This is a genomic window from Pseudomonas sp. GW821-FHT09H03 (assembly GCF_059415945.1).
In genome coordinates this window covers 37560-62103 of record NZ_JBWKOF010000006.1, presented here as the reverse complement: position 1 = coordinate 62103, position 24544 = coordinate 37560, and the positions used below count along the sequence as shown (strand labels likewise).

At 60.5% G+C, this 24544-nt stretch carries 16 protein-coding genes and 1 tRNA gene; 9 read left to right on the top strand and 8 right to left on the bottom strand.

Annotated features, from left to right (window positions below; all coding sequences use genetic code 11):
* The first annotated feature begins 305 nt into the window (after window positions 1-305).
* Window positions 306-11360 (top strand): autotransporter-associated beta strand repeat-containing protein, encoded by an 11055-nt coding sequence (locus AC07OG_RS10145; protein WP_495066943.1) that lies wholly within the window; start codon window positions 306-308, stop codon window positions 11358-11360.
* Window positions 11361-11493: 133 nt separating this feature from the next.
* On the opposite strand, the gene AC07OG_RS10140 is transcribed toward AC07OG_RS10145, so the two are convergent.
* The 3 genes from AC07OG_RS10140 to AC07OG_RS10130 form a co-directional block, all read right to left on the bottom strand.
* Entirely contained in the window at window positions 11494-11919 is a 426-nt protein-coding gene (locus AC07OG_RS10140) for a PaaI family thioesterase (RefSeq protein WP_495066942.1), read from the bottom strand.
* Between the two features lie 37 nt (window positions 11920-11956).
* On the bottom strand, window positions 11957-12400 hold the full coding sequence (locus tag AC07OG_RS10135; protein WP_495066941.1) for a hypothetical protein: 444 nt from the start codon (window positions 12398-12400) through the stop codon (window positions 11957-11959).
* A gap of 237 nt (window positions 12401-12637) precedes the next feature.
* Window positions 12638-13339: a murein L,D-transpeptidase catalytic domain family protein gene (locus tag AC07OG_RS10130; RefSeq protein WP_218424447.1), complete on the bottom strand. Its 702-nt coding sequence runs from the start codon at window positions 13337-13339 to the stop codon at window positions 12638-12640.
* 81 nt (window positions 13340-13420) lie between these two features.
* Here AC07OG_RS10130 and AC07OG_RS10125 point away from each other — a divergent pair, with 81 nt between their 5' ends.
* The 4 genes from AC07OG_RS10125 to AC07OG_RS10110 all read left to right on the top strand — a co-directional run bounded on the left by AC07OG_RS10125 (window position 13421) and on the right by AC07OG_RS10110 (window position 17351).
* Window positions 13421-15175: a L,D-transpeptidase family protein gene (locus AC07OG_RS10125; protein WP_495066940.1), complete on the top strand. Its 1755-nt coding sequence runs from the start codon at window positions 13421-13423 to the stop codon at window positions 15173-15175.
* Between the two features lie 176 nt (window positions 15176-15351).
* A complete protein-coding gene (locus AC07OG_RS10120; protein WP_495067071.1) occupies window positions 15352-15474 on the top strand; it encodes a hypothetical protein in 123 nt (40 codons plus the stop codon).
* A 136-nt stretch (window positions 15475-15610) separates the two neighbouring features.
* Window positions 15611-16405 (top strand): exodeoxyribonuclease III, encoded by a 795-nt coding sequence (locus AC07OG_RS10115; RefSeq protein ID WP_495066939.1) that lies wholly within the window; start codon window positions 15611-15613, stop codon window positions 16403-16405.
* A 112-nt stretch (window positions 16406-16517) separates the two neighbouring features.
* On the top strand, window positions 16518-17351 hold the full coding sequence (locus AC07OG_RS10110) for an arylamine N-acetyltransferase family protein (RefSeq protein ID WP_495066938.1): 834 nt from the start codon (window positions 16518-16520) through the stop codon (window positions 17349-17351).
* Between the two features lie 53 nt (window positions 17352-17404).
* Here AC07OG_RS10110 and AC07OG_RS10105 read toward each other — a convergent pair whose 3' ends face one another.
* Window positions 17405-17710: a BrnA antitoxin family protein gene (locus tag AC07OG_RS10105; RefSeq protein ID WP_495066937.1), complete on the bottom strand. Its 306-nt coding sequence runs from the start codon at window positions 17708-17710 to the stop codon at window positions 17405-17407.
* A gap of 3 nt (window positions 17711-17713) precedes the next feature.
* Window positions 17714-17995 (bottom strand): BrnT family toxin, encoded by a 282-nt coding sequence (locus tag AC07OG_RS10100; RefSeq protein ID WP_060540092.1) that lies wholly within the window; start codon window positions 17993-17995, stop codon window positions 17714-17716.
* A 258-nt stretch (window positions 17996-18253) separates the two neighbouring features.
* On the opposite strand from AC07OG_RS10100, the gene AC07OG_RS10095 reads away from it, so the two are divergent.
* The 3 genes from AC07OG_RS10095 (at window position 18254) to sorB (ending at window position 21941) form a co-directional block, all read left to right on the top strand.
* On the top strand, window positions 18254-19771 hold the full coding sequence (locus AC07OG_RS10095) for a nucleobase:cation symporter-2 family protein (protein ID WP_060540091.1): 1518 nt from the start codon (window positions 18254-18256) through the stop codon (window positions 19769-19771).
* 252 nt (window positions 19772-20023) lie between these two features.
* Window positions 20024-21283 (top strand): SorA family sulfite dehydrogenase catalytic subunit, encoded by a 1260-nt coding sequence (sorA, locus tag AC07OG_RS10090; protein WP_495066936.1) that lies wholly within the window; start codon window positions 20024-20026, stop codon window positions 21281-21283.
* Between the two features lie 10 nt (window positions 21284-21293).
* Window positions 21294-21941 (top strand): SorB family sulfite dehydrogenase c-type cytochrome subunit, encoded by a 648-nt coding sequence (sorB, locus tag AC07OG_RS10085; protein WP_060540089.1) that lies wholly within the window; start codon window positions 21294-21296, stop codon window positions 21939-21941.
* A gap of 210 nt (window positions 21942-22151) precedes the next feature.
* Here sorB and AC07OG_RS10080 read toward each other — a convergent pair.
* A tRNA-Asn gene (locus AC07OG_RS10080) sits at window positions 22152-22227 on the bottom strand.
* Window positions 22228-22453: 226 nt separating this feature from the next.
* Here AC07OG_RS10080 and AC07OG_RS10075 point away from each other — a divergent pair.
* Window positions 22454-22684, top strand: coding sequence for a hypothetical protein (locus AC07OG_RS10075; RefSeq protein WP_218424439.1), 231 nt, complete (start codon window positions 22454-22456; stop codon window positions 22682-22684).
* Here the strand turns inward: AC07OG_RS10075 and AC07OG_RS10070 are convergent.
* The gene (locus tag AC07OG_RS10070) at window positions 22681-22890 is read right to left on the bottom strand and encodes a hypothetical protein (protein ID WP_495066935.1); all 210 of its coding nucleotides are present in this window, start codon (window positions 22888-22890) and stop codon (window positions 22681-22683) included. The genes AC07OG_RS10075 and AC07OG_RS10070 overlap by 4 nt on opposite strands.
* 324 nt (window positions 22891-23214) lie before the next feature.
* Window positions 23215-24411, bottom strand: a complete 1197-nt coding sequence (locus AC07OG_RS10065; protein ID WP_060540086.1) for an amino acid aminotransferase — start codon at window positions 24409-24411, stop codon at window positions 23215-23217.
* Window positions 24412-24544: the final 133 nt, after the last annotated feature.

Below are 24544 nucleotides of genomic sequence, written 5' to 3'. Positions count from 1 at the left end.
GGATCAGTGCCAGGGAAGTTAAAGCAGCCCTGGGCTTCGATGCCGTTCACTAATAGTAGCAAACAATTTTTTTTTGCCAGTTTTAAACGCGCAATCAAACCGCGCGGGTAACACGGGACCCGGTGGAGTAAATCTCGCTCGCTTTAAAGAAGTGCCTGAATGCGGCCGATAATGGAAGAATGGAATCGTTTTGATATCATTTGAGGCGCGGGCCTCAGTCAGGACTAGGTATCAAAACTGCTCCGAAGCCCATTGAGCCGGCTCTCTAATAATAAAATTTCTTCATTCACCAAGGGATGGACTGTATGAATCACGTTTTTACGTTGGTGTGGAATGCAGCAATGGGTTGCTGGAACGTTACCCATGAACACAGTAAACGCCGTCGTAAAAACACCCGCCGAGTTCGCAAACTGGCGCTTTCATCCCTGTTGTTACCTTTGCTGTTCAGCTCTACCGCCCAGGCTACCTGCAGTACCGCCGGCTCGACCGTGACCTGTACCGGGGTGCCGTCGTTGCCGTTGTTTCTCAACAACTTTTCCAGCGCCACCACCGGCCTGACGGTCAACATCAACAGCGGGGCGCAGATGAATGCGACGCTCGGCGGCCACGTGCTGGACCTGACCGGGGTCAACATCTCCCTCAATAACTCCGGCACGATCGACCCGGCGCTGCTTGGCCTGGTGTCGGTGTTGAGTGGCGGCGCGTTCATTGGCACCGGGGCGACCAGTACGGTTAGCGTGCTCAACAATGCCAGCGGGATTATCCGCGGCACCGGCATGCTGCTCGGGCTTAATCTGACCAGCATCGATGGCCTGGGCATTGCGGTGAACAACGCCGCTGCCGGTACCACCAGCCTGACCAACAATGGCACCATCACCTCGACCGGGCTGTCGATAGGTGGCATCACCCTGGCCGACACTCCGGTGGTCGGCGTCTACGGCGGCTCGCAGGTCAACATGACTAACAGCAGCACCGGCGTCATCAATGGCCGGATTGCTTTCGAGACGTCAGCGGCAGGCAACACCTTTACCAACGCCGGGGCCATTACCGGCGGCGTGTCATTGGGGGCGGGCAGCACCAACACCTTCACCGCCATGACCGGTTCCACAGTCAACGTCGGCGATGGTGTCCAGGTCAGCGTCGGCCTCGGTGGCCTGATCGGCCTCAACCTGACCTTCGCCCCGACCGGGACTGTCGACGGTGGTGCTGGCGGCGTCAACAGTCTGATCCTGCAAAACCCTATCGGCGTCGGCGGCGGCACCACAGGTACCGGCACGGCATCGAGCGCCACCTACGTCAACTTCAGCAACCTGACCATCAACAGCGGCACCTGGACCTTGCAGGGGCCCTTGGTCAGCGGCGCGACCACGCTCAATGGCGGTGTCGCCCAATTCAACAACAACGCCACCTTCGGTTCCGGTGTACTGACCTCCAACGGCGGGATCCTTCAGGCGAGCAACGCCGGGTTGAACGTCAGCAACCTGATTGCGCTCGGCGCCGGTGGCGTGACCGTGCAAGGTAGCAACGCTACGACCTTGAGCGGCGTGATATCCGGCAGCGGTGGCCTGACCAAGATCGGCGCCGGCCAGTTGAACCTCAGCGCCGCCAACACCTATCTGGGCAATACCACCTTTAGCGGCGGCACCGTGCAGCTGGGCAACAACCAGGCGCTGAGCACCGGTACCCTCTACGTTGTCGGCGCGACGACTCTGTCGGCGCCGGGCATCATCACCTTGAACAACGCCATCAACCTCAACGCCAACCTCACCACCGGTGGCGCCAATGCACTGACCCTGGGCGGTGTGCTCAGCGGCGGCAACGGTTTGATCAAGACCGGCGCTTCGAGCCTGACCCTCAATGGCGCCAATACCTTCACAGGCACCACGGCGCTCAATGCCGGCACGCTGATCGTCGGTTCCGATTCCGCGCTGGGTACCGGCTCGTTGAACGCGTCGAACGGCACAACGCTGGATGCCAACACGGCGGCTGACCTGGCCAACAACGTCAACCTCGGTGGCAACCTGACCCTGGGCGGCACTAACGCGCTGACCCTCGACGGCATGGTTGCGGGCATCGGCGGCTTGATAAAGAACGGCGCCGCCGACCTGACCCTCGATGGTGCCAACGTTTACCTGGGCAACACCACGCTCAATACCGGAAAATTAACGGTCGGCAGCAACACTGCGCTGGGTTCCGGCACGCTGAACGCAGCGGACAACACCACGCTGGATGCCAACAAGGCTGTAAGCCTGAATAACGCGGTGGCCCTGAACGGCGCGTTGAACGTCGGCGGAACTGCCGACCTTATCTTGACCGGCCTGGTCAGCGGTGCCGGCAGCCTGGTGAAAAACGGCGCCGCCAATCTGATTCTCAACGGGGCCAACAATTACCTCGACGGCACCACACTGAACGCGGGTACGCTGACCGTAGTCAACAGTTTGGCATTGGGCAGTGGTGCATTGACCGTCGGCGGCGCCGCGACCGTGGACAGCGAATCGCCGTCGGTCGCGCTGAACAACGCCATCGCCCTCAACGCTGCGCTCACTGTCGGCGGCACCCAGAACCTGACTCTCACCGGGGCCACCAGCGGCACCGGGCCGTTGATCAAGAACGGCGCAGCCAAGCTGACGCTCAACGGCAACAACACCTTCAGCGGCGGCACCACCCTCAACGCTGGCACCCTGACCCTGGGCAATGCCAACAGCATGGGCAGTGGTGCGTTGATCGTCGGGGGCGCCGCGACGCTGGACAACGGCGCCGCGTTCGGTAACGGCAACGCGATCACCCTCAACGCCGGATTATCCGTCGCGGGCAACAACGACCTGAGCCTCAATGGCGTGATCGATGGTGCCGGCAGCCTGACCAAGAACGGTCTGGCGGACCTGACCCTGGCCGGCAACAATAGCTTCACCGGCGCACTGAACATCGTCTCCGGCAGCGTCACCACGCTTAATACCCAGGCATTGGGCAACACCGCCGGGGTAAACATCAGTGCCGGTGCCGGGCTCAACCTTGGCAGCGATGCCAGTGCGGCCGCGTTGGCCGGCAGCGGCAGTGTGCAGCTTACCGGCAGCAACACCCTGACGGTGGGCGGCGTGAGCAGCACCAGCACCTTCGATGGCGATCTCGGCGGCAGCGGTGGCGTGACCAAGGTCGGCACCGGCACCCTGTATCTGACCGGGATCAACGGCGTCACTGGGAACACCACGATCAACGGTGGCACCCTCGATCTCAGCGGGTCGTTGGGCAGTGCGCAGATCAACGTCAATACCGGCGCATCCTTCACCGGTACCGGCGCGGCGCTCGGCACATTGAATATCAACAACGGCGGGCACCTGGCGCTGTCATCGGGCAATACTATGTCCGCTGGCGAGTTGGTACTGGGGGCTGGCAGCAACGTTGATATGTCGCTCGCTTCACCTTCCACCACTTCGTTGATGAACGTCGGTGGCAACCTCACTCTCAACGGTAACCTCAACGTCACCGATGCCGGCGGCTTTGGCGTCGGTGTGTACCGTATGTTCAACTACACCGGTGCCCTGACCAATCTGGGCCTCGATGTCGCCAGCGTGCCGGTTGGTTACGGGCTCGGCGATCTGGTGGTGCAGACCTCGATTGCCAACCAGGTCAACCTGCAAGTCTCGGCACCGAACGTCACCATCCGCTACTGGGACGGCAGCCAGACCATTCCCAACGGTACCGTGGATGGCGGCAGCGGTACCTGGAGCGCGGGCGGCACCAATTGGACCAATGCCAACGGTCTACTCAACCAGACCTGGGCCAGCGACTTCGCGGTGTTCCAGGGCAGCGCTGGCACGGTAGCGGTGAACGGCACGCAAGTGTTCACCGGCCTGCAATTCATCACCGACGGCTACAACCTGGTCAATGGCACGGCGGGGCAACTGACGGCTATCAACGGCACTGGCGGCACCACGGCAGTACGGGTCGACCCTGGCGTGACCGGCACGGTCGGCGTGAATATCGATGGCAGCGGCATTCTCCACAAACTCGACAGCGGTACCCTGGTGCTCAACGGTGCCAACACCTACACCGGCGGTACGCAACTGGATGGCGGCAAGATTGTCGTCGGCAGCAACACGGCGCTGGGCAGCGGTGTGCTGACGGCCAATGCCGGTACGCAACTGGACAGCAACAGCGCGGTGACCCTTGGCAATGCCGCGACGCTCAACGGTTACCTCACCGTGCTCGGCAGCAATGCACTGACCCTCAATGGCGGAATTGGCGGCACTGGTGGTTTGATCAAAAACGGCGCGGCGAACCTGACCCTCGGCGGCAACAATACCTTCCTCGGAGACGTGGCGTTGAATGCCGGTGGACTGACTTTGGCGTCGGACGCTGCGCTGGGCGCGGCCTCGCTGAACGCGGCGGGCGGCACCAACCTCGACGCCGCTACGGCGGTGGCCGTGAGCAACGCGGTCAATCTGGCCGGCAACCTGAGCGTGGGCGGCACGGCCGACCTGACCTTGAACGGTGCAGTCAACGGTGCCGGCAGCCTGACGAAAAACGGTGCGGGCGACCTGGCCATGAACGGTAGCAACAATTTCCTCGGCGGCGTTGCCCTGAATGCGGGCACCCTGACCGTCGGCAGCAACAGCGCCATCGGTCTGGGCAACCTCACTGTGGCCGGCGCGTCGACGCTGGACAGCAACAGTGCGCTGAATCTGGGCAACAACCTGTTGCTCAATGCCAGCCTCAGCAACGGTGGCAGCAATGACCTGACCCTGGGCGGGGTGCTCAGTGGCGCCGGCGCGCTGGTCAAAGACGGCGGGGCCAATCTGACCCTCAATGGTATCAACACCTATCAAGGCGGCACTGCCTTGAATGCCGGTACCCTGACCCTGGGTTCTGGTGCCGCGCTGGGCTCAGGAACATTGACCGCCGCTGGTAATGCAACGCTCGATACCGTTGCGCCTATGGTGCTGGCCAATAACATCAGCATCGACGCCAACCTGAATCTCGCCGGTGCTCACGACCTGACGCTGGGCGGCGTTATTGATGGGGCTGGTACGTTGAGCAAAAACGGTCTGGCCGACCTGACACTGGCTGGCAACAATACGTTCAGCGGCACCGTCGATGTGTTGAGCGGCAGTCTCATCACCCTTGGCAGCACCGCACTGGGCAACAATGCCAGCGTCCAGCTTGCCAGCGGCGCGGTGCTGAATCTCGGCGCCTCGACAAGTCTGGCCAGCATGACCGGCAGCGGCGCAGCAATCATTGGTACCGGCGACTCGCTGAGCATCGGTGGCAGCAACCTGGGCAGTACGTTTGATGGCGCCATTGTCGGCACTGGCGAACTGAACAAACTCGGTACAGGTACGCTGACGCTGTCCGGTCTCAACAGCCTGACCGGTGACACCACCGTCGAGGCAGGCACGTTGCGGGTCAACGGATCGCTTGGCAGCAGCCATTTGCAGGTCAACAGCGGCGCTACCCTGAGCGGTAACGGCAGTCTCGGTGGTGCAGTGACGGTGGCAGACGGCGGGCATCTCGCCCTGGCAACGGGCAACACGTTGTCGGCAGGCTCATTGGCGTTGGGCGCCGACAGTCAGCTGGATGTCGCTCTGGCCGCGCCATCGAACACCTCGTTGCTCAACGTCGGCGGCAACCTGACCCTCGACGGCAAGCTCAATATCAGTGACGCCGGCGGTTTCGGTACCGGCGTGTACCGTTTGATCAATTACACCGGCAATTTGACGGATCAGGGGCTCGACGTCGCCAGTGCGCCGCTCGGTTCCAGCCTCGGCGACCTGGCGGTGCAGACCGGGGTTGCCAATCAGATCAACCTGGTGTCGGCGCCGAACGACAGCATTCGTTTCTGGGACGGCAGCCAGACCGCGGGCAACGGTTCGGTGGATGGCGGCACAGGCACCTGGACGGCCGCGGGCACCAACTGGACCAGCCTCAATGGCACGATTAATCGCACCTGGGCCGGTGACTTCGCGGTGTTCCAGGGCAGCGCCGGCACGGTGACGGTGGACGGCACGCAGCTGTTCAGCGGTCTGCAATTTGTCACCGACGGCTACAATCTGATCGATGGCGCGGCGGGGCAACTGACGGCCGTCAACGGCAGCAGTGGCACCACGGCAGTGCGGGTCGATCCGGGCGTAACCGCCACGGTCGGTGTGGATATCAATGGCAGCGGCACCCTCGACAAACTCGACAGCGGCACCCTGGTGCTCACCGGTGCCAACACCTACAGCGGCGGCACGCAACTGCATGGCGGCAAGATTGTCGTCGGCAGCAACACGGCGCTGGGCAGCGGTGTGCTGACGGCCAGTGCCAGTACGCAACTGGACAGCAACAGCGCGCTTGCCCTGGGCAACGGGATCAGTCTCGATGGCGACCTGACCGTGGGTGGCAGCCATGCGCTGACCCTCAACGGTGCGATTGGCGGTACCGGCGGCTTGATCAAAACCGGCGCGGCGGACCTGACCCTTGGCGGCAACAACGCCTTCCTCGGGGATGTGGCGCTGAATGCCGGTGGGCTGATTCTGGCGTCGAACCCGGCGTTGGGCGCCGGCACACTGAACGCGGCGGGCGGCACCCGTCTCGACGCCAGTACGGCAGTGACCGTGAACAACGCGGTCAACCTGGCTGGCAACCTCGGCGTGGGCGGCACGGCCGACCTGACCTTGAACGGTGTAGTCAACGGTGCCGGCAGCCTGACGAAAAACGGCGCGGCCAATCTGACCCTCGATGGCCTCAACACCTATCAAGGCGGCACGGCCCTGAATGCCGGCACCCTGACCCTGGGTTCTGACGGTGCACTGGGCTCAGGTGCATTGACTGTCGCGGGTAACGCAACGCTCGATTCCGTTGCGCCGCTGGTGGTGGCCAATAACGTCAGCGTCGACGCCAACCTGAACCTCGCTGGTACTCACGACCTGACGCTGGCTGGCGTGATGAGTGGGGCCGGCGAACTGAACAAGCTCGGTACAGGTACGCTGACGCTGAACGGTAGCAACAGCCTGACCGGTGACACCACCGTCGAGGCAGGCACGTTGCGGGTCAACGGATCGCTTGGCAGCAGCCATTTGCAGGTGAACAGCGGCGCTACCCTGAGCGGTAACGGCAGTCTCGGTGGTGCAGTAACGGTGGCAGACGGCGGGCATCTCGCCCTGGCCACGGGCAACACGTTGTCGGCAGGCTCATTGGCGTTGGGCGCCGACAGTCAGCTGGATGTCGCGCTGGCCGCGCCATCGAACACCTCGTTGCTCAACGTCGGCGGCAACCTGACCCTCGACGGCAAGCTCAATATCAGTGACGCCGGCGGTTTCGGTACCGGCGTGTACCGTTTGATCAATTACACCGGCAATTTGACGGATCAGGGGCTCGACGTCGCTAGTGCGCCGCTCGGTTCCAGCCTCGGCGACCTGGCGGTGCAGACCGGGGTTGCCAATCAGATCAACCTGGTGTCGGCGCCGAACGACAGCATTCGTTTCTGGGACGGCAGCCAGACCGCGGGCAACGGTTCGGTGGATGGCGGCACAGGCACCTGGACGGCCGCGGGCACCAACTGGACCAGCCTCAATGGCACGATCAATCGCACCTGGGCCGGTGATTTCGCTGTGTTCCAGGGCAGCGCCGGCACGGTGACGGTGGACGGCACGCAGCTGTTCAGCGGTCTGCAATTCGTCACCGACGGCTACAACCTGATCGATGGCGCGGCGGGGCAACTGACGGCCGTCAACGGCAGCAGTGGCACCACGGCAGTGCGGGTCGATCCGGGCGTAACCGCCACGGTCGGTGTGGATATCAATGGCAGCGGCACTCTCGACAAACTCGACAGCGGCACCCTGGTGCTCACCGGTGCCAACACCTACAGCGGCGGCACGCAACTGCATGGCGGCCAGATCGTCGTCGGCAGCAATACGGCGCTGGGCAACGGTGTGCTGACAGCCAGTGCCGGTACGCAACTGGACAGCAACAGCGCGATCGCCCTGGGCAACGCAATCAGCCTTGATGGCGACCTGACCGTGGGTGGCAGCCATGCGCTGACCCTCAACGGTGCGATTGGCGGCAGCGGCGGCTTGATCAAAACCGGCGCGGCGGACCTGACGCTCGGCGGTACCAATACCTTGACGGGTGACATCGAGGTGCGGGGCGGTAGCCTGAGCGCGACAAGTTCCACGGCGCTGGGCAACAGCGCCGCGGTGAACATTGGCGGCGGCACCCGACTCAACCTCGGCGCGTCCATCAGTGTCGCCAGCCTCACAGGCAACGGCACGGCGCTGATCGGGGCCGGAAACACCCTGAGCGTCGGCGGCAGTAACCAGACCAGCACATTCGCCGGTGTCTTCGATGGCTTGGGTCATCTGAATAAACAGGGCTCGGGTACTTTAACCCTCAGCGGCGCCAATTCCCTGCGCGGCGACAGCAGCATCAATGGCGGCACACTGAAGGTCATCGGCTCGCTCGATAGCGCCAATGTCGCGGTCAATAATGGCGGCACGCTCACAGGTAGCGGCAGCCTCACCGGTGCGGTCGCAGTCGCCGATGGTGGTCACCTGGTCGGCACCACGGGCAACACCTTGACGATGGACTCACTGGTGATGTCGGGTAACTCCAGCGTCGACGCCGGCCTTGGTAACCTGGGGTCTGCTGGCGCGAACCCGCTGTTCAGTGTCGGCACTGACCTGACCCTGGATGGCAAACTGAACATCACTGATGCCGGCGGCTTCGGTAGCGGCGTATATCGCCTCTTCAACTACGGTGGCAGCCTGACCGATAACGGCCTGCAGATCGGCAGCACGCCGATCGGGTTGACGCAGCAATTGCGTGTACAGACTGCCGTCGGCCATCAGATCAATCTGCTGGTCAGCGCTGCGGACACCCATGTGCAGTTCTGGAACGGCAGCCACCTGGCCGGCAACGGTACCATCAATGGCGGCGACGGCTCCTGGAGCCGTGGCACGAGCAACTGGACCGATGTCGACGGTATCGCCAATAACGCCTGGGCTGACAGCTTCGCTGTGTTCCAGGGGGCGGCGGGCACCGTCACGGTCAATGGTGCACAAAGCGCCACTGGCATGCAGTTTGTCACCGATGGCTACAGCCTGGTCAATGGCACCGCAGGATCGCTCACGGCCGTCAACGGTGCCACGGGCAACATGGCGGTTCGGGTCGATCCGAATGCCACTGCAACCATCGGCGTCGCCATCAACGGTAGCGGCGCGCTGGGCAAATATGACCAGGGCACGCTGGTACTCAATGCTGCGAACAGCTACACCGGGGGCACTCAACTGCACGGCGGTACCCTGGTGCTGGGCAATGGCAGCGCCTTGGGCACGGGCACTCTGACCGCGGCCGATGGCACTACCCTGGACAACAGCACCGAGATCGCCTTGAACAACGCCGTGGAACTGAACGGCAGCCTGACCCTCGCCGGTAGTCATGATCTCGCGCTTGCTGGTGTCATCAGCGGCGACGGTGACCTGATCAAGCAGGGCAGCAGCGACCTGGTCCTGAGCGCTGATAACGTGTTCAGTGGCGCGTTGAATATTCTCGGCGGCAACCTGGCACTGGAGGGCGCCAACGCGTTGGGCAGGGCGACCCTGAACATTGCTGACGCGGCCTCGGTCAGCCTGGGCGGGCAAACCACCCTCAGTGCCTTGAGCGGCACGGGTGATTTGAGCCTCGCCGCTGGCAGTCAACTCACTGTCGGTAGCGATAACGCCCCCAGCACCTATGACGGCAACTTGTCCGGCCCGGGCAGCCTGATCAAGACCGGGCTTGGAAAACTGGTACTCAATGGTCGTTCAATTGTCGGCGGTGGCACCTTCGTCGAAGCCGGCAGCCTGATCATCGGCGGTGCTGCCGGCAGTACTGCAAGCCTGGCCAGTAATGTCCAGGTCGACAGCGGCGGCATGCTCGGTGGGCATGGCAACATCTTCGGCAACGTCAACCTTGCCAATGGCGCGATACTCAATCCGGGTAACTCGATCGGTACGCTGCGTGTCAACGGCGACCTGAGTCTGAATGCCGGCTCGACTCTGGTGATCGAAGCCAACCCTGACGGCAGTTCCGACAAAGTGCTCTCTACCGGGACCGTCAGCCTCAACGGCGCCCACCTCAGCGTGCTCGCCGGTGCGGGCACCTGGGCGCCAAGCAGCCGCTACGGGATCATTCAGGCCGCCGCGCTCAATGGCACCTTTGCCGATGTCACCAGCAACCTGGCGTTCCTGACGCCGCAAGTGGCGTATTCCACCACCGGGGCGGAGCTGGTATTGCAGCGTAACGACGTCAGCTTCGCTTCCTTGGGCGAAACCGGTAACCAACGCGCCGCCGCCGCGGCGGTCGAAGCCACCGGGGGCACTCTGGGCAATGCTGTTGCGGGTTTGAGTGCAGCACAGGCCAGGGCCGCCTACGACAGTCTGTCGGGCGAAATACATGCCAGCACCCACGGCGCGATGTTCGACGATAGCCGTTACGTGCGTGAAACTATCAGCCAGCGTCTGCGAGCGGCGCAGGACAAGTCGTCCGCCGAGGGCGTGCTGCACCGCGATGCCGAGTCGGACATCACGTTCTGGGTTCAGGGTTACGGTGGCTGGGGCGACAACAGTGGCAACAGCAATGCCGCCAGCATTGACCACAACAGCACTGGGACTTTGCTCGGCGTCGATATGCCAGTAGGCGATGCCTGGCGGGTCGGTGTGGCTGCAGGCTACGGCTCCAACGATCTGGATGTTAATGCGCGCAACGCCTCAAGCGACATCGACAGCACCTCGCTGACGCTGTACGCCGCCGGCCAGTGGGACGCTATCAATCTGCGCGTTGGAGCCTCGCACGCGTGGAACGATATCGACAGCCGCCGACATGTCAACTTTGACGGGGTGGCCGATTACGATAAGGCCAGCTATGAGGCCAAGACCACGCAGGTCTTCGGTGAACTGGGGTACGACGTCAAGGTTTCTGACTTCATCCTGGAACCCTTCGTCGGGTTGGCCCGTGTGAACGTCGACAGCGACAGCTTCGGCGAGCATGGCGGAGTCAGTGCGCTGCAGGGCGCCAGTCAGGACGACAGCGTGACCTACAGCACCCTGGGCATGCATGCCTCGACACCTTTGGCGACGGTTGCCGGGGTGCCGCTGGCCCTGCAAGGCACCCTTGGCTGGCAGCATGCATTCGACGATCTCGATCCCTCGCGCCAGATGGCATTTGCCGGTGGCCAAGGCTTTACCGTCCAGGGTGCGCCGTTGGCACAGGACACTGGCGTCGCCCAACTCGGGCTGCAGGCGCTGGTCGCCCCAAGTACCACGGTAAGCCTGGGCTACTCCGGGCAGTTTGGCGATGGCTACAAGGACAGTGGAGTCCGCCTGGGCCTGAACGTCAGTTTCTGACGCCAACGCCGCTGCGCACGAACTGCGCAGCGGCGTCGATGGCATGGGCCATGTGCAGGGTTGGTAGTGGGCCAAAAGAGAAGGCACTCCTCGTGGAGTGCCTTTTCTTTTGATGTACCAAAAGCCATGTGCGCTATTTCAGGTTCTGAATCTTGAAAATGGCGGTCGCTCGTGCAAGCACCTCATTGTCGCCATTGGTGAGTTGGCCTGTCGTGAAGAACAGGTCTTTTGTCGCATGATCCACTCGCCCCCAACCGAAAATGCGCCCCGGTAATGCCGGGCGGAAAAATTGGGTCTTTGCTTCAATCGTCACAGCCACCTGATTGGTGGACAAGTCGGCGTAGACCGCTGGCCCCATAGTGTCATCCAGCATTGCCTTGAGCATGCCACCGGAAATGTTGCCCATCAGGTTAGTCAACTCGAGGCCGGCCTGGAACTCGATGTAGGCTTTGCGTTCCTGTTTATCGTAGGAAATGAATGTCCAACCCAGCAGATTTGAGGCATTGGGTAGCGGAAGTTCACCATTGACGACTTTCCAGAAGACGGAATCGGGGCTCATGTTGACTTACCTCTCTGTGTGCGGGCGGTTATGCGTACTAAAGGGACAACAGTGCAAAGGAGAAGCCCAGTAGCATGAGAAGCACAACCAGGGAACCGCTGCGAATCGGAGTAGGGGCCCGGGTTTTTCTTCGTACATCAATAGCAACGGCTATCGGTGGAATGGCCGCGACCAGGCAGAACAGCTGAAACACGAATAGCTGTTCAAGTTCCAGTCGTTCAAGTTGGCCGTTATGGGAAAACATCAAATACAGCAGTAGAAAACCGGCAATGGTCAAGGCCAGCCATGCCCATCCAGTGACTTTGATCAATGCCAGAAGCAGTAACTGCATGCGCGGCTCTACCTCACTCCAGGGGCGGGCCACGGCGATACTGTGGTAGGGCATGAAATCGGAACGCCGCAAGTAAGCGAGTGAAAAGGCGGCGACAATCAGAAAAGCCACGGCATAGCTTGCGAGTGCAAGCCAAGAGAAGATGTTCATCTCCAGGATTCCATTCTGTATGGCAGGGCACTGCGTGGCTTGAACCGTCCTGGCCAAGGTTAATGAATGTCAACAAAGCAGGCAGCACGCATACCGTTCACTCTTTGAAAAGACTGTCGGGTATGCATGGGATTTAAACTAGTTGTTTAAGTTGGCGGCTGTCTACTGTCAGAACTAACAGAGTGGCTATCCATACAGCGCTTTAATGGCTTGAGCCGGTTTGCCAGAATGGGTGCCTTACTGGCGCGAAGTGGACTTTTCTCTTGAGGCTACTGTATCGCTGCCACAGTTGATGTATGAAGAAGACTTCAACCAGCGCTGATCCGGGTAATAGGAAAACAGCAACTGTCCGTCTTTCATCGAGTCGATCAGCTTGTGCGCGATCGCGGGGCGCACTGCCGGGCAGCCCAGGCTTCTGCCGATTCTGCCGTTGGCGCGGGCCAGCACGGGGCTGACATAGGGGGCGCCATGTATGACGATGGCACGGTCGAAGGCGTTATCGTTGAAGCCTGGCTCCAGGCCTTCCATGCGCAGCGAGTAGCCGTTCTGCCCGCGATAGCTTTGTTGTGTGCGGAACAGGCCGAGGCTGGTGGCGAAACTTTCATTCTGGTTGGAGAACTGGGTCGCCATGTTTTCGCCGCTGTTGCGACCATGGGCAACCAGTTCGTGAAACAGTAACTTGCGCTTTTTAAGATCGAACACCCACAGGCGTTGTTCGGTCGACGGCATGGAATAATCGATGACTGCCAGTCTTTGTGCCGGGGCCGCACCTTGAGCGCGACTGCATTGGGTTGCACGAACGGCAAGGGCGATCACTCGGGAATTGGCGCCTGGGGCTGCTTTGGCTAGAGCAGCTTCCAGTGAATCGGCGTAGGCTGACGGTACTGACAGCCACGTCAGTATCAGGGCAAATAGAAGGCCAGAGCGGATTAGCGCCATAGTCGGGTCTCATCATGATAATTTCGAGTCTAGCAGCGAGCGCAATGCTAGCCGTTTAAAACGGGGGATTAAGGATTATCCATGGTGCAATTAACAAGGTTATTCGTCATAAGCCGCATATTTTTTATGGGCTTTCTGATCAGCGGTACAGCGTTTGGGCAAGATTCGCCGATAGAGCCGGTATCTGCAGCGAACAGCCCAATCTACGTCGCAGCGCCCGATGATGCGGTCGGCCAAGCGATTCAGGCGACGCTGGAGCCGCTGCGCTCGGCATTTCCTCCGGTGCTCACGTCCCGGCGTCATCAGCGCCTGGATGTCAGTCGCGTGGTGCTGGATTTTTACATGCACCGCAATTATCGCGCAGCCTGGACAGACGATGGTGACGTGGCGCAATTACTGCGAAGTCTTGATGACACCCGCATCGATGGCCTGAGCCCGGCGGACTTTCGCGTGACCGAATTGGCCCAGGCCCACGAGTCACTGGTGGCTGCAATGCCATCGACGGCGCAGCGGGCAATGTTCGATATGGCGGCGACCCGGACGTTCATCACCGCGTTGCTGCAACTGCGCCGGGGCAAAGTCGATCCGTCGCGTCTGGACATTCACTGGAACTACGACCCTGCCGGTATTGATCCGCGCGAGGACATGAACAACCTGTTCGCCGCCCTCGATGCCCATGACGTGGCGCGGGCGTTCGCGGATGCGTCGCCGCAACAGGCGATCTACAAAAATTTGCGCGATGGCCTGGCGCAACTGCGCAAGGTTCGTGACGCTGGTGGTTGGCCGAAGGTCAGTGAAGGGCAGTCGCTCAAGCCTGGTATGGACGGGGTGGCGGTCGCGCAACTGCGCGCGCGCCTGGTGGCGGGCGGCTACCTGGCCCCGAACCAGGTGAAAAAAGCCGGCTACGACGACAAGGTCATCGCGGCGGTGAAGAGGTATCAGACCGAACAATACCTGGGGGCCGATGGCGTGGCCGGCGCGACGACATTGGCGGCGCTGAACGTGCCTGTCGAGGCGCGGATCGATCAGGTGCGGGTCAATATGGAGCGCGCTCGCTGGTTGCTATACAAGCTCCAGGGCACCTTCGTCATCGTTGATATCGCCGGCTACAAGGTCGCGATGTACCGGGATGGACTGCCAATCTGGCGTTCGCGGGTGCAGGTAGGCAAACCGGTGCGCAGCACGCCGGTATTCCAGGCCGAGATCACTTACATCACCTTCAACCCGACCTGGACCGTGCCGCCGACGATCCTCAAGCAGGACGTGATACCCAAGATCCAGAATGATCCGGGCTACCTGGCCGCCAACCGGATTCGCGTCATTGACCGCGAAGGCAATGTGCTCAATCCGTCGAGCGTCGACTGGAGCAATCCCCGGGGCATCAGCCTGCGCCAGGACGCCGGTCCCGACAGTTCGCTGGGCCAGGTGGTGATCCGCTTCCCTAATGATTATGCGATTTACTTGCACGACACACCCCATCGCGAGTTGTTTTCCAAAACAGTCCGGGCAACCAGTTCGGGCTGCATCCGGGTCGAAAACCCGTTGCAATTGGTGGAGCTGTTGTTCAACGATCCGGTGCGCTGGAACAGTGAAGGCATTCAAAAGCAATTGGCCAACGGCCGGACCGAGAACATTCGACTGCCGGTGAAAGTGCCGGTGCTGTTGGCCTATTGGACAGTGGATTTGAGCAACGAGGGGCGAGTGACATTCAAGCCGGATATCTACGACTACGACGCCCGCGTGCTCAAAGGGTTGAATGTGCCTGTGAAGTTGCCCCCACTGGATCTGCGTCAGGCGCAAGCCGCCATGGCGGTGACGGGGCAGAACCCGCAGTAAGGTCAATCGGTGCGGAGGTGATTGCGACGATCGAGGAGGGGCGACCACCCGGCAAGCGCTCGCCAATCATCCCGGATAACCCCATAAACTGCGCCCACCGAATTTGTGGGTTTGGGTCGTTGCCCGGGCCTTGTCCTCACAGGAAAAATGCCTTTGTGCCGACCGGGCGCGACAGCATGGATTTGTTCATCGAACGGGCGGATGCGGCTCTGTATCAGGCCAAGCACTTGGGGCGAAACCGTGCGGCAACCTTGTTGATGGACGGTGGCGTCGAGACGCTGATGCGTTCCGATCGTTGAAAGCTTCGAGCACCGCGTGTTTCATCGGTGTACAGCGTGTGTCGCCAGTCGTCCGTCGTCCCTGGGGCACCAACGCAACCACCCAAAGGCGCAGGTGTCACACCAGAAGACATTCGGCCCTCTGGAGCGCCCGCCCATGAAGAATCTGCGAATCGCGACGTTCAACGTCAACGGCATGCGCGCCCGATTGCCAAACCTGTTGGCCTGGCTTGAACGCGAGAAACCGGACATCGCCTGTCTGCAGGAGCTCAAGTCGGTCGACAGTGCATTTCCCGCCACCGAACTTGAAGCTGCCGGCTACGGCGCCATCTGGCACGGTCAAGCGTCGTGGAATGGTGTGGCAATTCTGGCGCGGGATGCGCAACCGCTGGAGAGTCGCCGCGGTCTGCCGGGCGGTGCCGACGATACCCACAGCCGCTATCTGGAGGCTGCCGTGCACGGCATCCTGGTGGGCTGCCTGTACTTGCCCAACGGTAATCCGCAACCGGGGCCGAAGTTCGATTACAAGCTGGCTTGGTTCGAGCGCCTGATCAGTTATGCGCAAACCCTTCAGGGCAGCGAGCATCCGGTGGTGCTAGCCGGTGACTACAACGTGGTGCCCACCGACCTTGACATCTACAACCCGCGCTCCTGGCTCAAGGATGCGTTACTGCAACCGCAGAGTCGCGCGTGTTATCAGCGTCTGCTGGACCAGGGCTGGACCGATTCCCTGCGTCATCTGTACCCCGAGGACCGGCTGTACACGTTCTGGGATTATTTCCGCCAGCACTGGCAGAAAAATTCCGGCTTGCGCATCGATCATCTGCTGCTCAATCCGGCCTTGAGTCCGTATCTGCAAGATGCCGGCGTGGATGCCTGGGTGCGCAACGAACCCCACGCGAGCGATCATGCGCCGACCTGGATTCAACTGGCTTCACGCAAGCGGCGTTGAAGTTTGCGGGCGGGCGATTGGCTAAATCAATTGTCGGCAATGCCGGCTCATCCTTTATACATAGCGCCCATTGGCGCAGTGATCCGCAGCTGCCGTGCAAAAGGATTGAGCAATGAGCGAGCCACGCCTGACAAACACCGCTTTGTATCTGCAACGTCTGGGCTTCGATGCCCCGCCGGCACCGACCCTGGAAAACCTGAGCCGTCTGCAACTGCGCCACACCGGCGCGTTCCCCTTTGAAAACCTCTCCACACTGTCCGGCGAACCGGTACTGATCGACCTGCCGTCCATTGAGCAAAAGGTCCTGCACGACGGCCGCGGTGGTTATTGCTATGAACTCAACAAGCTGTTTTTGGCCTTGCTCCAGGAGCTGGGTTTCGACGCCCGTGCCATCAGCGGCCGGGTGGTCATGGGCCAGCCGGAAGGGGCGTGGACAGCTCGCACCCATCGCCTGAGTCTGCTCACCATCGATGATGTGCGCTACATCACCGACGTCGGTTTCGGTGGCATGGTGCCTACCGCTCCATTGTTGCTGGATTCTCGTGGCGAACAACTGACCCCGCACGAGCCCTATCGCATTGAACAGCACGTCGACGGCTATACCCTGAGCGCCAATGTCGACGGCGAGTGGCGAGCGATGTACATCTTCGACCTGCAACGCCAGGAAGACATCGATTTCACGGTCGGCAACTGGTACGTCTCGACGCACCCGGGGTCATCATTCGCCCAACGGCTGATGGTGGCGCGCACAGGGGAGGGTTGGCGGCGCACGCTCAATAACGGCAGCTTCGCGATTCATCGTATCGGCGAGGACAGTGAGCGCCGGCAGGTGGCGGATGTATCGGAGTTAATTGAACTGCTGGAGCGCGAATTCGGCATTCGCGTGCCGGAGCATGCGCAGTTGAAGTGCACGCTAGAGCGGTTGATCGACTTAACAGACGGTTAATAGTGCGTGCGCCACCCCTCATCGGCTTTTCAGCACGCTAAGGGTTCTGCCAATCAAGGGCGAACTTCTGGCTCCATCACCCGCTGAATTTCGCGCAAGGCCTCGGACAGTTTCTGCTCCAGGCCCTTCAATTCTGCCGTGGTGATGCCTTTTTTCAGCTGCCCGGCCTTGCCGTCACCGAGCAGCGCCCGGCGCAGCGTGTGGTTGATCACAGTCTGATAGCCATGGCCCTCGCTTTCCGCCAGCGCCCGGGCCGCCTCAATAACGACGTCATCGAGCATGATGGTAATTCGGGTCTTGCCTTTGCTTGAGGCCACTGGCCCGCGCTTTGCATTGTTGAAGTCGTATTGGTCTTTCATCGGTCATGCCTCCAGATACTGACGGCGCTCGCTTTTGGTGGCGATGCGCGCGGAAATAATTCGAACGAAATTCGGATCCCTGTAGGTGTACGCGACAACCAGCAACCGACCTTTTGCATCCAGTCCCATGGTGATCCACCGCTGTTCTTCGTGGTGATTGTCTTGAACCGTCAGGGCGCGTTCGTCATGGAACACTGGTTCGGTTTCGGCGAGGCTGATGCCCTGATGCTTAAGTTTGTTGGCCGCGTTCTTTGCCTTGTGATACTGAATTTCGAATGGCTTCATTATGCATACTTTATATGTATAAGAAAAGGGGGGGCGACGCAACCGATGGTCGCCAGGAACTGAAAAGACTAGTGGGCATGGACGAACGAGCGCGCGGGGATATATTTCAAGGTTTTTGGAAGGGGCCTAAGCCGTTGCAAAGGAGCGAAATGGCCGATCATCCATTTCGTGACTGGTAAGTTGTATACAACTCTATAGACATTTGTCCTATGTCTTGCATACAGTGTGCGCATAACAAAAACCAGGGAACCCCCTACCATGAAAACGCCCCATGTTTCACACCAACGGCCCGAAGACGAAAATCTTGGGATCGGCGCGAATATGGCTTACGGCCTGCAACATGTTCTGACCATGTACGGTGGCATCGTTGCGGTGCCGTTGATCATTGGTCAGGCAGCCGGGCTGTCGCCGGCGGACATCGGCTTGTTGATTGCTGCTTCACTGTTTGCAGGGGGGTTGGCGACGCTGTTGCAAACCCTTGGTTTACCGTTTTTTGGCTGTCAATTGCCGCTGGTACAGGGCGTTTCCTTCTCTGGCGTCGCGACCATGGTGGCGATTGTCAGCAGTGGCGGGGAGGGCGGATTTCAGTCGATTCTGGGGGCGGTGATTGCGGCGTCCCTGATCGGGTTGCTGATCACGCCGGTATTCTCGCGTATCACCAAGTTCTTTCCGCCCCTGGTCACCGGTATTGTCATCACCACCATCGGCTTGACGCTGATGCCGGTGGCGGCACGCTGGGCCATGGGCGGCAACAGTCATTCCCCGGAGTTCGGCAGCGTGGCGAACATCGGCCTGGCAGCAGTCACCCTGGTGCTGGTGCTGTTTCTCAGCAAAATCGGCAGTGCGACTATCTCGCGTCTGTCGATCCTGCTGGCCATGGTCATCGGTACGATCATTGCGGTGTTCCTGGGCATGGCCGATTTCTCGTCGGTCAGCGAAGGTCCGATGTTTGGCTTTCCGACACCGTTCCACTTCGGCATGCCGACCTTCCACTTTGCGGCGATCCTGTCGATGTGCATCGTGGTGATGGTGACGCTGGTGGAAACGTCCGCAGACATCCTGGCGGTTGGTGAGATCATCGACACCAAGGTCGACTCCAAACGCCTGGGTAATGGCCTGCGCGCCGACATGCTGTCGAGCATGATCGCGCCGATTTTCGGCTCCTTCACCCAGAGCGCCTTTGCCCAGAACGTCGGACTGGTGGCGGTCACCGGCATCAAAAGTCGTTATGTAGTAGCCACTGGCGGTCTGTTCCTGGTGATCCTCGGCCTGCTGCCCTTCATGGGTCGGGTCATTGCCGCCGTGCCGACGTCGGTGCTGGGGGGTGCTGGCATCGTGCTGTTTGGTACCGTGGCGGCCAGTGGCATTCGTACGCTGTCCAAGGTCGACTACCGCAACAACGTCAACCTGATCATCGTTGCGACTTCTATCGGTTTTGGCATGATCCCGATCGCCGCGCCGAGCTTCTATGACCACTTCCCAAGCTGGTTCTCGACGATTTTCCATTCGGGCATCAGCTCGTCGGCGATCATGGCCATTGTGCTGAACCTGACCTTCAACCACCTTACCGCCGGCAATTCGGATCAGCAGTCGGTGTTCGCGGCAGGTACCGAGCGGGTTCTGCGTTATCAGGACCTGGCGGCGTTGCGTGAAGGTGATTACTTCAGCGACGGCAAACTGCATGACTGCGACGGCAAGGAGATTCCGGTGGTGGAACTGGAGCATGGGTCTGTGGAGCCTCGTTCGTTACATGCAAAAAGTAGCGAGCATGTCTGAAAAGAGGTTGCGGCCAGGTTTCTAGCGAGTTGAAAAGGCGTCCTTCGGGGCGCCTTTTTTGTTGCCAGTCGCTGTCATCAAATGTGAACTCATTGACGCCATATGAAAAGCGCTCTCCCGGTGCGTGGCGATACTGGTTTGCTCGTCGAAGGCGAGCCTTGAAACGAACCTGTTTCGCCAGTTGGCCGATGTCTCCGTGCCTTGCGGAAGGGCTTTGTTGCATCTCAGTAAAAAAATTATAGAGAGCGCAGAATGAAGTTCAGTTTTATAGATGACAGCAAACGCAGCCGCCGGCGTGTGCTGCGTGATGCCTTTACCCTGGCTTTGGCGGCCTCGCCATTGGCAAGCCTTGTCAAAGCCGCCGACACACCCCGCACTGCTGATGACACCGCCGAAGACGTGACCTTCGCGGCTGGCCCGCGGCCGCTGGTGCAATACCCGCAAAAACGTCCTTTGACGCTGGTGACCACGCGTCCGCCCCACCTTGAGACGCCATTCGCTGTTTTCAACGAAGGGCCAATCACGCCCAATGATGCGTTTTTCGTGCGTTATCACCTTGCCGATTTCCCCACCAGCATTGATCCGGACAGCTACCGTCTGACAATCAAGGGCTCGGTCGACACGCCGCTGTCGCTTTCCCTTGCAGAGCTCAAGGCCCTCGCCGAGCCGGTGGAAGTCGTGGCCGTCAATCAGTGTTCAGGCAACAGCCGGGGTTTCTCGATGCCGCGGGTATTCGGCGCTCAGTTGGGTAATGGCTCAATGGGCAATGCCCGCTGGGTGGGCGTGCCGCTCAAGGCAGTCCTGGAAAAGGCCGGCGTGAAAGCCGACGCCAGACAAGTGACCTTCCGTGGCCTCGACAAGCCAGTGCTGCCCAGCACGCCTGAGTTCATCAAAGCGCTGGACATCAGCCATGCCATGGACGGTGAGCCGATGATCGCCTGGTCCATGAACGGAACTGATCTGCCATTCCTCAACGGTTACCCGATCCGTCTGGTGGTACCCGGTTATTTCGGTACTTACTGGGTCAAGCACTTGAGTGAGATCGAAGTCGTCGACCATACCTTCGACGGTTTCTTCATGGCTAAAGGTTACCGCCTTCCAGACAACGAGTGTTTCTGCATCGCCCCCGGTACTACGGCGGCGCAAACCCGGCCGATTTCCAAATTGCCGGTGCGCAGTTTCATCACCAGCGTTAAACATGGCGACGTGTTGCCGCTGAAAAAAAGCGTGCTGCTCAAGGGCATTGCGTTCGATGGTGGTGCTGGCGTCAACAAGGTGGAGGTTTCGATCGACGGGGGCAAAAGCTGGCGCGAAGCCACGCTGGGGCAGGACCTTGGCCGTTTCTCCTTCCGCGAGTGGACATTACCGGTCACCTTCACCAGCAAGGGCGCCACACAGCTGATGGTGCGAGCCGCTAACAGTGCGGGCGAGATGCAACCTGTGAAAGCTGACTGGAACCCCAGTGGCTACCGTCGCCATGTCGTAGAAACCAGCCACGTGACCGTTGCCTGAGGGGGCCAGCATGAAAAGCATGAAACCCATGATGACCTTGCTGTGCGCGGCGCAGTTTTGTCTGGCTACCATGGCGAGCGCAGCGCCATTGTCGATCACCTTGCCGCCGGAAACCGCAGCGTTCAAGCCCAGCGCACTGCCTGGTTATCAATTGGCGCAGCAAAAATGTTCCATCTGCCATTCTGCCGATTACATCGCCTTCCAGCCTCCCGGCTTGAGCCTGGCGCAGTGGACGGCAGAGGCTGGCAAGATGCAGCACGTTTATGGCGCTCCGATCAGCGATCAGGACGTGAGCATGATTGGCGCCTACCTCGCGGTGACCTACGGTAGTGCCAAGGCGAGCGATGCCGAGGTGCAGGCGGCTTCGAACCCGGTGGCGGCCCAGCCCCCGGCGGTGCCTGCCGCGAAAGCCGATCCCATGGCCCTGCTGCAGAACAATGCCTGTTTGTCCTGTCATGCGATCGATCACAAGGTTGTAGGCCCGGCCTATCACGATGTGGCGGCCAGGTATGCCAATGATCCGCAGGCGTTGACCAAGGTTACGTCGAGCATTCAGCACGGGGGTAGCGGCAAATGGGGGGACATCCCGATGCCGCCTTTTGCACAGCTGAGCGCGGAGGATCTGCAAACCCTGACAACATTCATTCTCAGCCGGTAAGCCGTCCGGGCATGGCCTGCGGGCCGAGTCGGGGAGTGCGGTAGCGTTGTGACATGGAGGGGAGCTGCGTTTCAGCGGGCTCCCTTTTATTGAATCGACCTTCACTTCGAAGGCCGTTGAATTGGCAGGAGCCAGGCGGTACGCCTGAAACGAAAAAACCCGCCAGAAGGCGGGTTTTTTTATTTCAGAGAATCATCTCTGAACTGTGTCTGGCTCCACGACCTGGACTCGAACCAGGGACCCAGTGATTAACAGTCACTTGCTCTACCAACTGAGCTATCGCGGAATGGCGCCTATGTTACTGATTCAAAAAGAGAAGTCAAGCATCGGATAGCAAATTGACGGATTCGTCGGGACGGACGGTGGATTTGCAGCGATGGCGGTTACCAGAATCGGCTCAGGGGTCTACCATGACCGCCCGGAAGTGGTGACACGCGCTGCCGGCCATTCGCCGAAAAGGTACGCGCCATGAATCAATCCGTTCTCACGCCTCAACACAACGAGGTGTGCTTATGAGCATCGCTCAGATCAGCCTGCCCAAAGGCGTCGGCCCTCACGCCGAGAAATTGTTCGACGCAATCACCCAGGCCGGCTCGGCTGAGGAATTGAATCGCGCCGGTGGCAAGGCCGAAGGTTTTGTCCTGGGGCTGGAAAGCACCAAGGCGATCAAGAGTCAGATCGCCGAATCGCTCTATGTCGCCTATGACGATGCCGCCAGTCAGCGTGCCACCGAGTTGGCCTAACCGCCGAAGGTGAGGGTGCCGACCATCAGTTTGGCATACAGCATCGTAGCGCCCAGTTGCACCAGCCACAGGGCCAGGCCACCGAGGAACACCCCGGTGGCTACTTGTATCACCAGATTGTTGCCGCGTCTGGCCGGGGTGCGAGGGACGAAATGGTCCAGATCATCCAGGTCATCGCGGTCAGCGCGCAGGTCATCGTTTTTCATGTGGGTTCTCGTGAAATATCTCGGTGTATAAAAATCTGTGGGAGAGAGCCCTGTGGCGAGGGGACTTGCCTGTGGCGAGGGGGCTTGCCTGTGGCGAGGGGGCTTGCCCCCGTTGGGCTGCGAAGCAGCCCCCCCAAATATCTGTTAGCACCAAAGATATTGTGAGTGCTGCGCACTCAAACGGGGCCAAGCCCCCTCGCCACAGGGTTCTCTGACACATTCGATAGGTGCAGTTTAGAGTTCTCGGGCTCGCCATTGAGAATTATCTGAGCCAAATAAAAACGGGAAGCACCTTCGCTTCCCGTTTTTCGTTTCAGGGCGAAATCAGATCACCTGAACAATCGCATCCGTCACAACCTTGATGTTGCTCTGGTTCAGCGCGGCCACGCAGATGCGGCCGGTGTCCAGGGCGTAGATGCCGAACTCACTGCGCAGCCGGGTCACTTGCTCAACCGTCAGGCCGGAGTAGGAGAACATGCCGCGCTGGCGACCCACGAAGCTGAAGTCGCGCTGCGGAGCATTTTGCGCCAGCAGATCGACCATCTGCGTGCGCATGCCGCGAATGCGCAGGCGCATTTCGGCCAGTTCGGCTTCCCACTGGGCGCGCAGTTGCGGGCTGTTCAACACAGCGGCGACGATGCTTGCACCGTGGGTCGGCGGGTTGGAGTAGTTGGTGCGGATCACGCGCTTGACTTGCGACAGCACGCGCGCGCTTTCTTCTTTCGATTCGCTGACGATCGACAGGGCGCCAACGCGCTCGCCGTACAACGAGAACGACTTGGAGAACGAGCTGGAGACGAAGAAGGTCAGGCCCGATTCAGCGAACAGGCGTACAGCGGCGGCGTCTTCGTCGATGCCATCGCCAAAGCCCTGGTAGGCCATGTCGAGGAACGGCACGTGACCTTTGGCTTTAACCACGTCCAGCACGTTGTTCCAGTCCGCCGGGCTCAAGTCCACGCCGGTCGGGTTGTGGCAGCAAGCGTGCAGCACAACGATCGAGCCGTTTGGCAATGCGTTCAGGTCTTCCAGCAGGCCGGCACGGTTCACGTCGTGGGTCGCGGCGTCGTAGTAGCGGTAGTTCTGCACCGGGAAGCCGGCGGTTTCGAACAGTGCGCGGTGGTTTTCCCAGCTTGGGTCGCTGATTGCCACGACGGCGTTCGGCAGCAGCTGCTTGAGGAAGTCGGCACCGATTTTCAGCGCGCCAGTGCCACCAACGGCTTGGGTGGTGATCACACGGCCTGCTGCGATCAGCGGCGAATCATTGCCGAACAGCAGTTTTTGCACGGCCTGGTCATAGGCGGCAATACCGTCGATGGGCAGGTAGCCGCGGGAAGCGTGTTGAGCGACGCGAATCGTTTCGGCTTCGACAACGGCGCGCAGGAGTGGAATTTTCCCCTCCTCGTTGCAATAAACACCGACTCCCAGATTGACCTTGTTGGTACGGGTATCGGCGTTGAATGCTTCGTTGAGGCCCAGGATTGGATCGCGTGGTGCCATTTCGACAGCGGAGAACAGGCTCATTATTGCGGCGGCTCTGAATGGAGAGTGGAGGGACGTGTCGCGCTCCAGCCGAATGCACTAGAGCGGTGCACAAACGGGGAGCTAGTATAGAGGCCATCAGTGTTCAATGGCGACAGGCGAATCAGGTTTTCCG

What these genes read in the sequence shown, in the direction of transcription:
- AC07OG_RS10145 (WP_495066943.1), top strand. Translation starts at nt 306, where the DNA reads ATGAATCACGTTTTTACGTTGGTGTGGAATGCAGCAATGGGTTGCTGG.
- AC07OG_RS10140 (WP_495066942.1), bottom strand. Translation starts at nt 11,919, where the DNA reads ATGAGCCCCGATTCCGTCTTCTGGAAAGTCGTCAATGGTGAACTTCCG.
- AC07OG_RS10135 (WP_495066941.1), bottom strand. Translation starts at nt 12,400, where the DNA reads ATGAACATCTTCTCTTGGCTTGCACTCGCAAGCTATGCCGTGGCTTTT.
- AC07OG_RS10130 (WP_218424447.1), bottom strand. Translation starts at nt 13,339, where the DNA reads ATGGCGCTAATCCGCTCTGGCCTTCTATTTGCCCTGATACTGACGTGG.
- AC07OG_RS10125 (WP_495066940.1), top strand. Translation starts at nt 13,421, where the DNA reads ATGGTGCAATTAACAAGGTTATTCGTCATAAGCCGCATATTTTTTATG.
- AC07OG_RS10120 (WP_495067071.1), top strand. Translation starts at nt 15,352, where the DNA reads ATGGATTTGTTCATCGAACGGGCGGATGCGGCTCTGTATCAGGCCAAG.
- AC07OG_RS10115 (WP_495066939.1), top strand. Translation starts at nt 15,611, where the DNA reads ATGAAGAATCTGCGAATCGCGACGTTCAACGTCAACGGCATGCGCGCC.
- AC07OG_RS10110 (WP_495066938.1), top strand. Translation starts at nt 16,518, where the DNA reads ATGAGCGAGCCACGCCTGACAAACACCGCTTTGTATCTGCAACGTCTG.
- AC07OG_RS10105 (WP_495066937.1), bottom strand. Translation starts at nt 17,710, where the DNA reads ATGAAAGACCAATACGACTTCAACAATGCAAAGCGCGGGCCAGTGGCC.
- AC07OG_RS10100 (WP_060540092.1), bottom strand. Translation starts at nt 17,995, where the DNA reads ATGAAGCCATTCGAAATTCAGTATCACAAGGCAAAGAACGCGGCCAAC.
- AC07OG_RS10095 (WP_060540091.1), top strand. Translation starts at nt 18,254, where the DNA reads ATGAAAACGCCCCATGTTTCACACCAACGGCCCGAAGACGAAAATCTT.
- sorA (WP_495066936.1), top strand. Translation starts at nt 20,024, where the DNA reads ATGAAGTTCAGTTTTATAGATGACAGCAAACGCAGCCGCCGGCGTGTG.
- sorB (WP_060540089.1), top strand. Translation starts at nt 21,294, where the DNA reads ATGAAAAGCATGAAACCCATGATGACCTTGCTGTGCGCGGCGCAGTTT.
- AC07OG_RS10075 (WP_218424439.1), top strand. Translation starts at nt 22,454, where the DNA reads ATGAGCATCGCTCAGATCAGCCTGCCCAAAGGCGTCGGCCCTCACGCC.
- AC07OG_RS10070 (WP_495066935.1), bottom strand. Translation starts at nt 22,890, where the DNA reads ATGAAAAACGATGACCTGCGCGCTGACCGCGATGACCTGGATGATCTG.
- AC07OG_RS10065 (WP_060540086.1), bottom strand. Translation starts at nt 24,411, where the DNA reads ATGAGCCTGTTCTCCGCTGTCGAAATGGCACCACGCGATCCAATCCTG.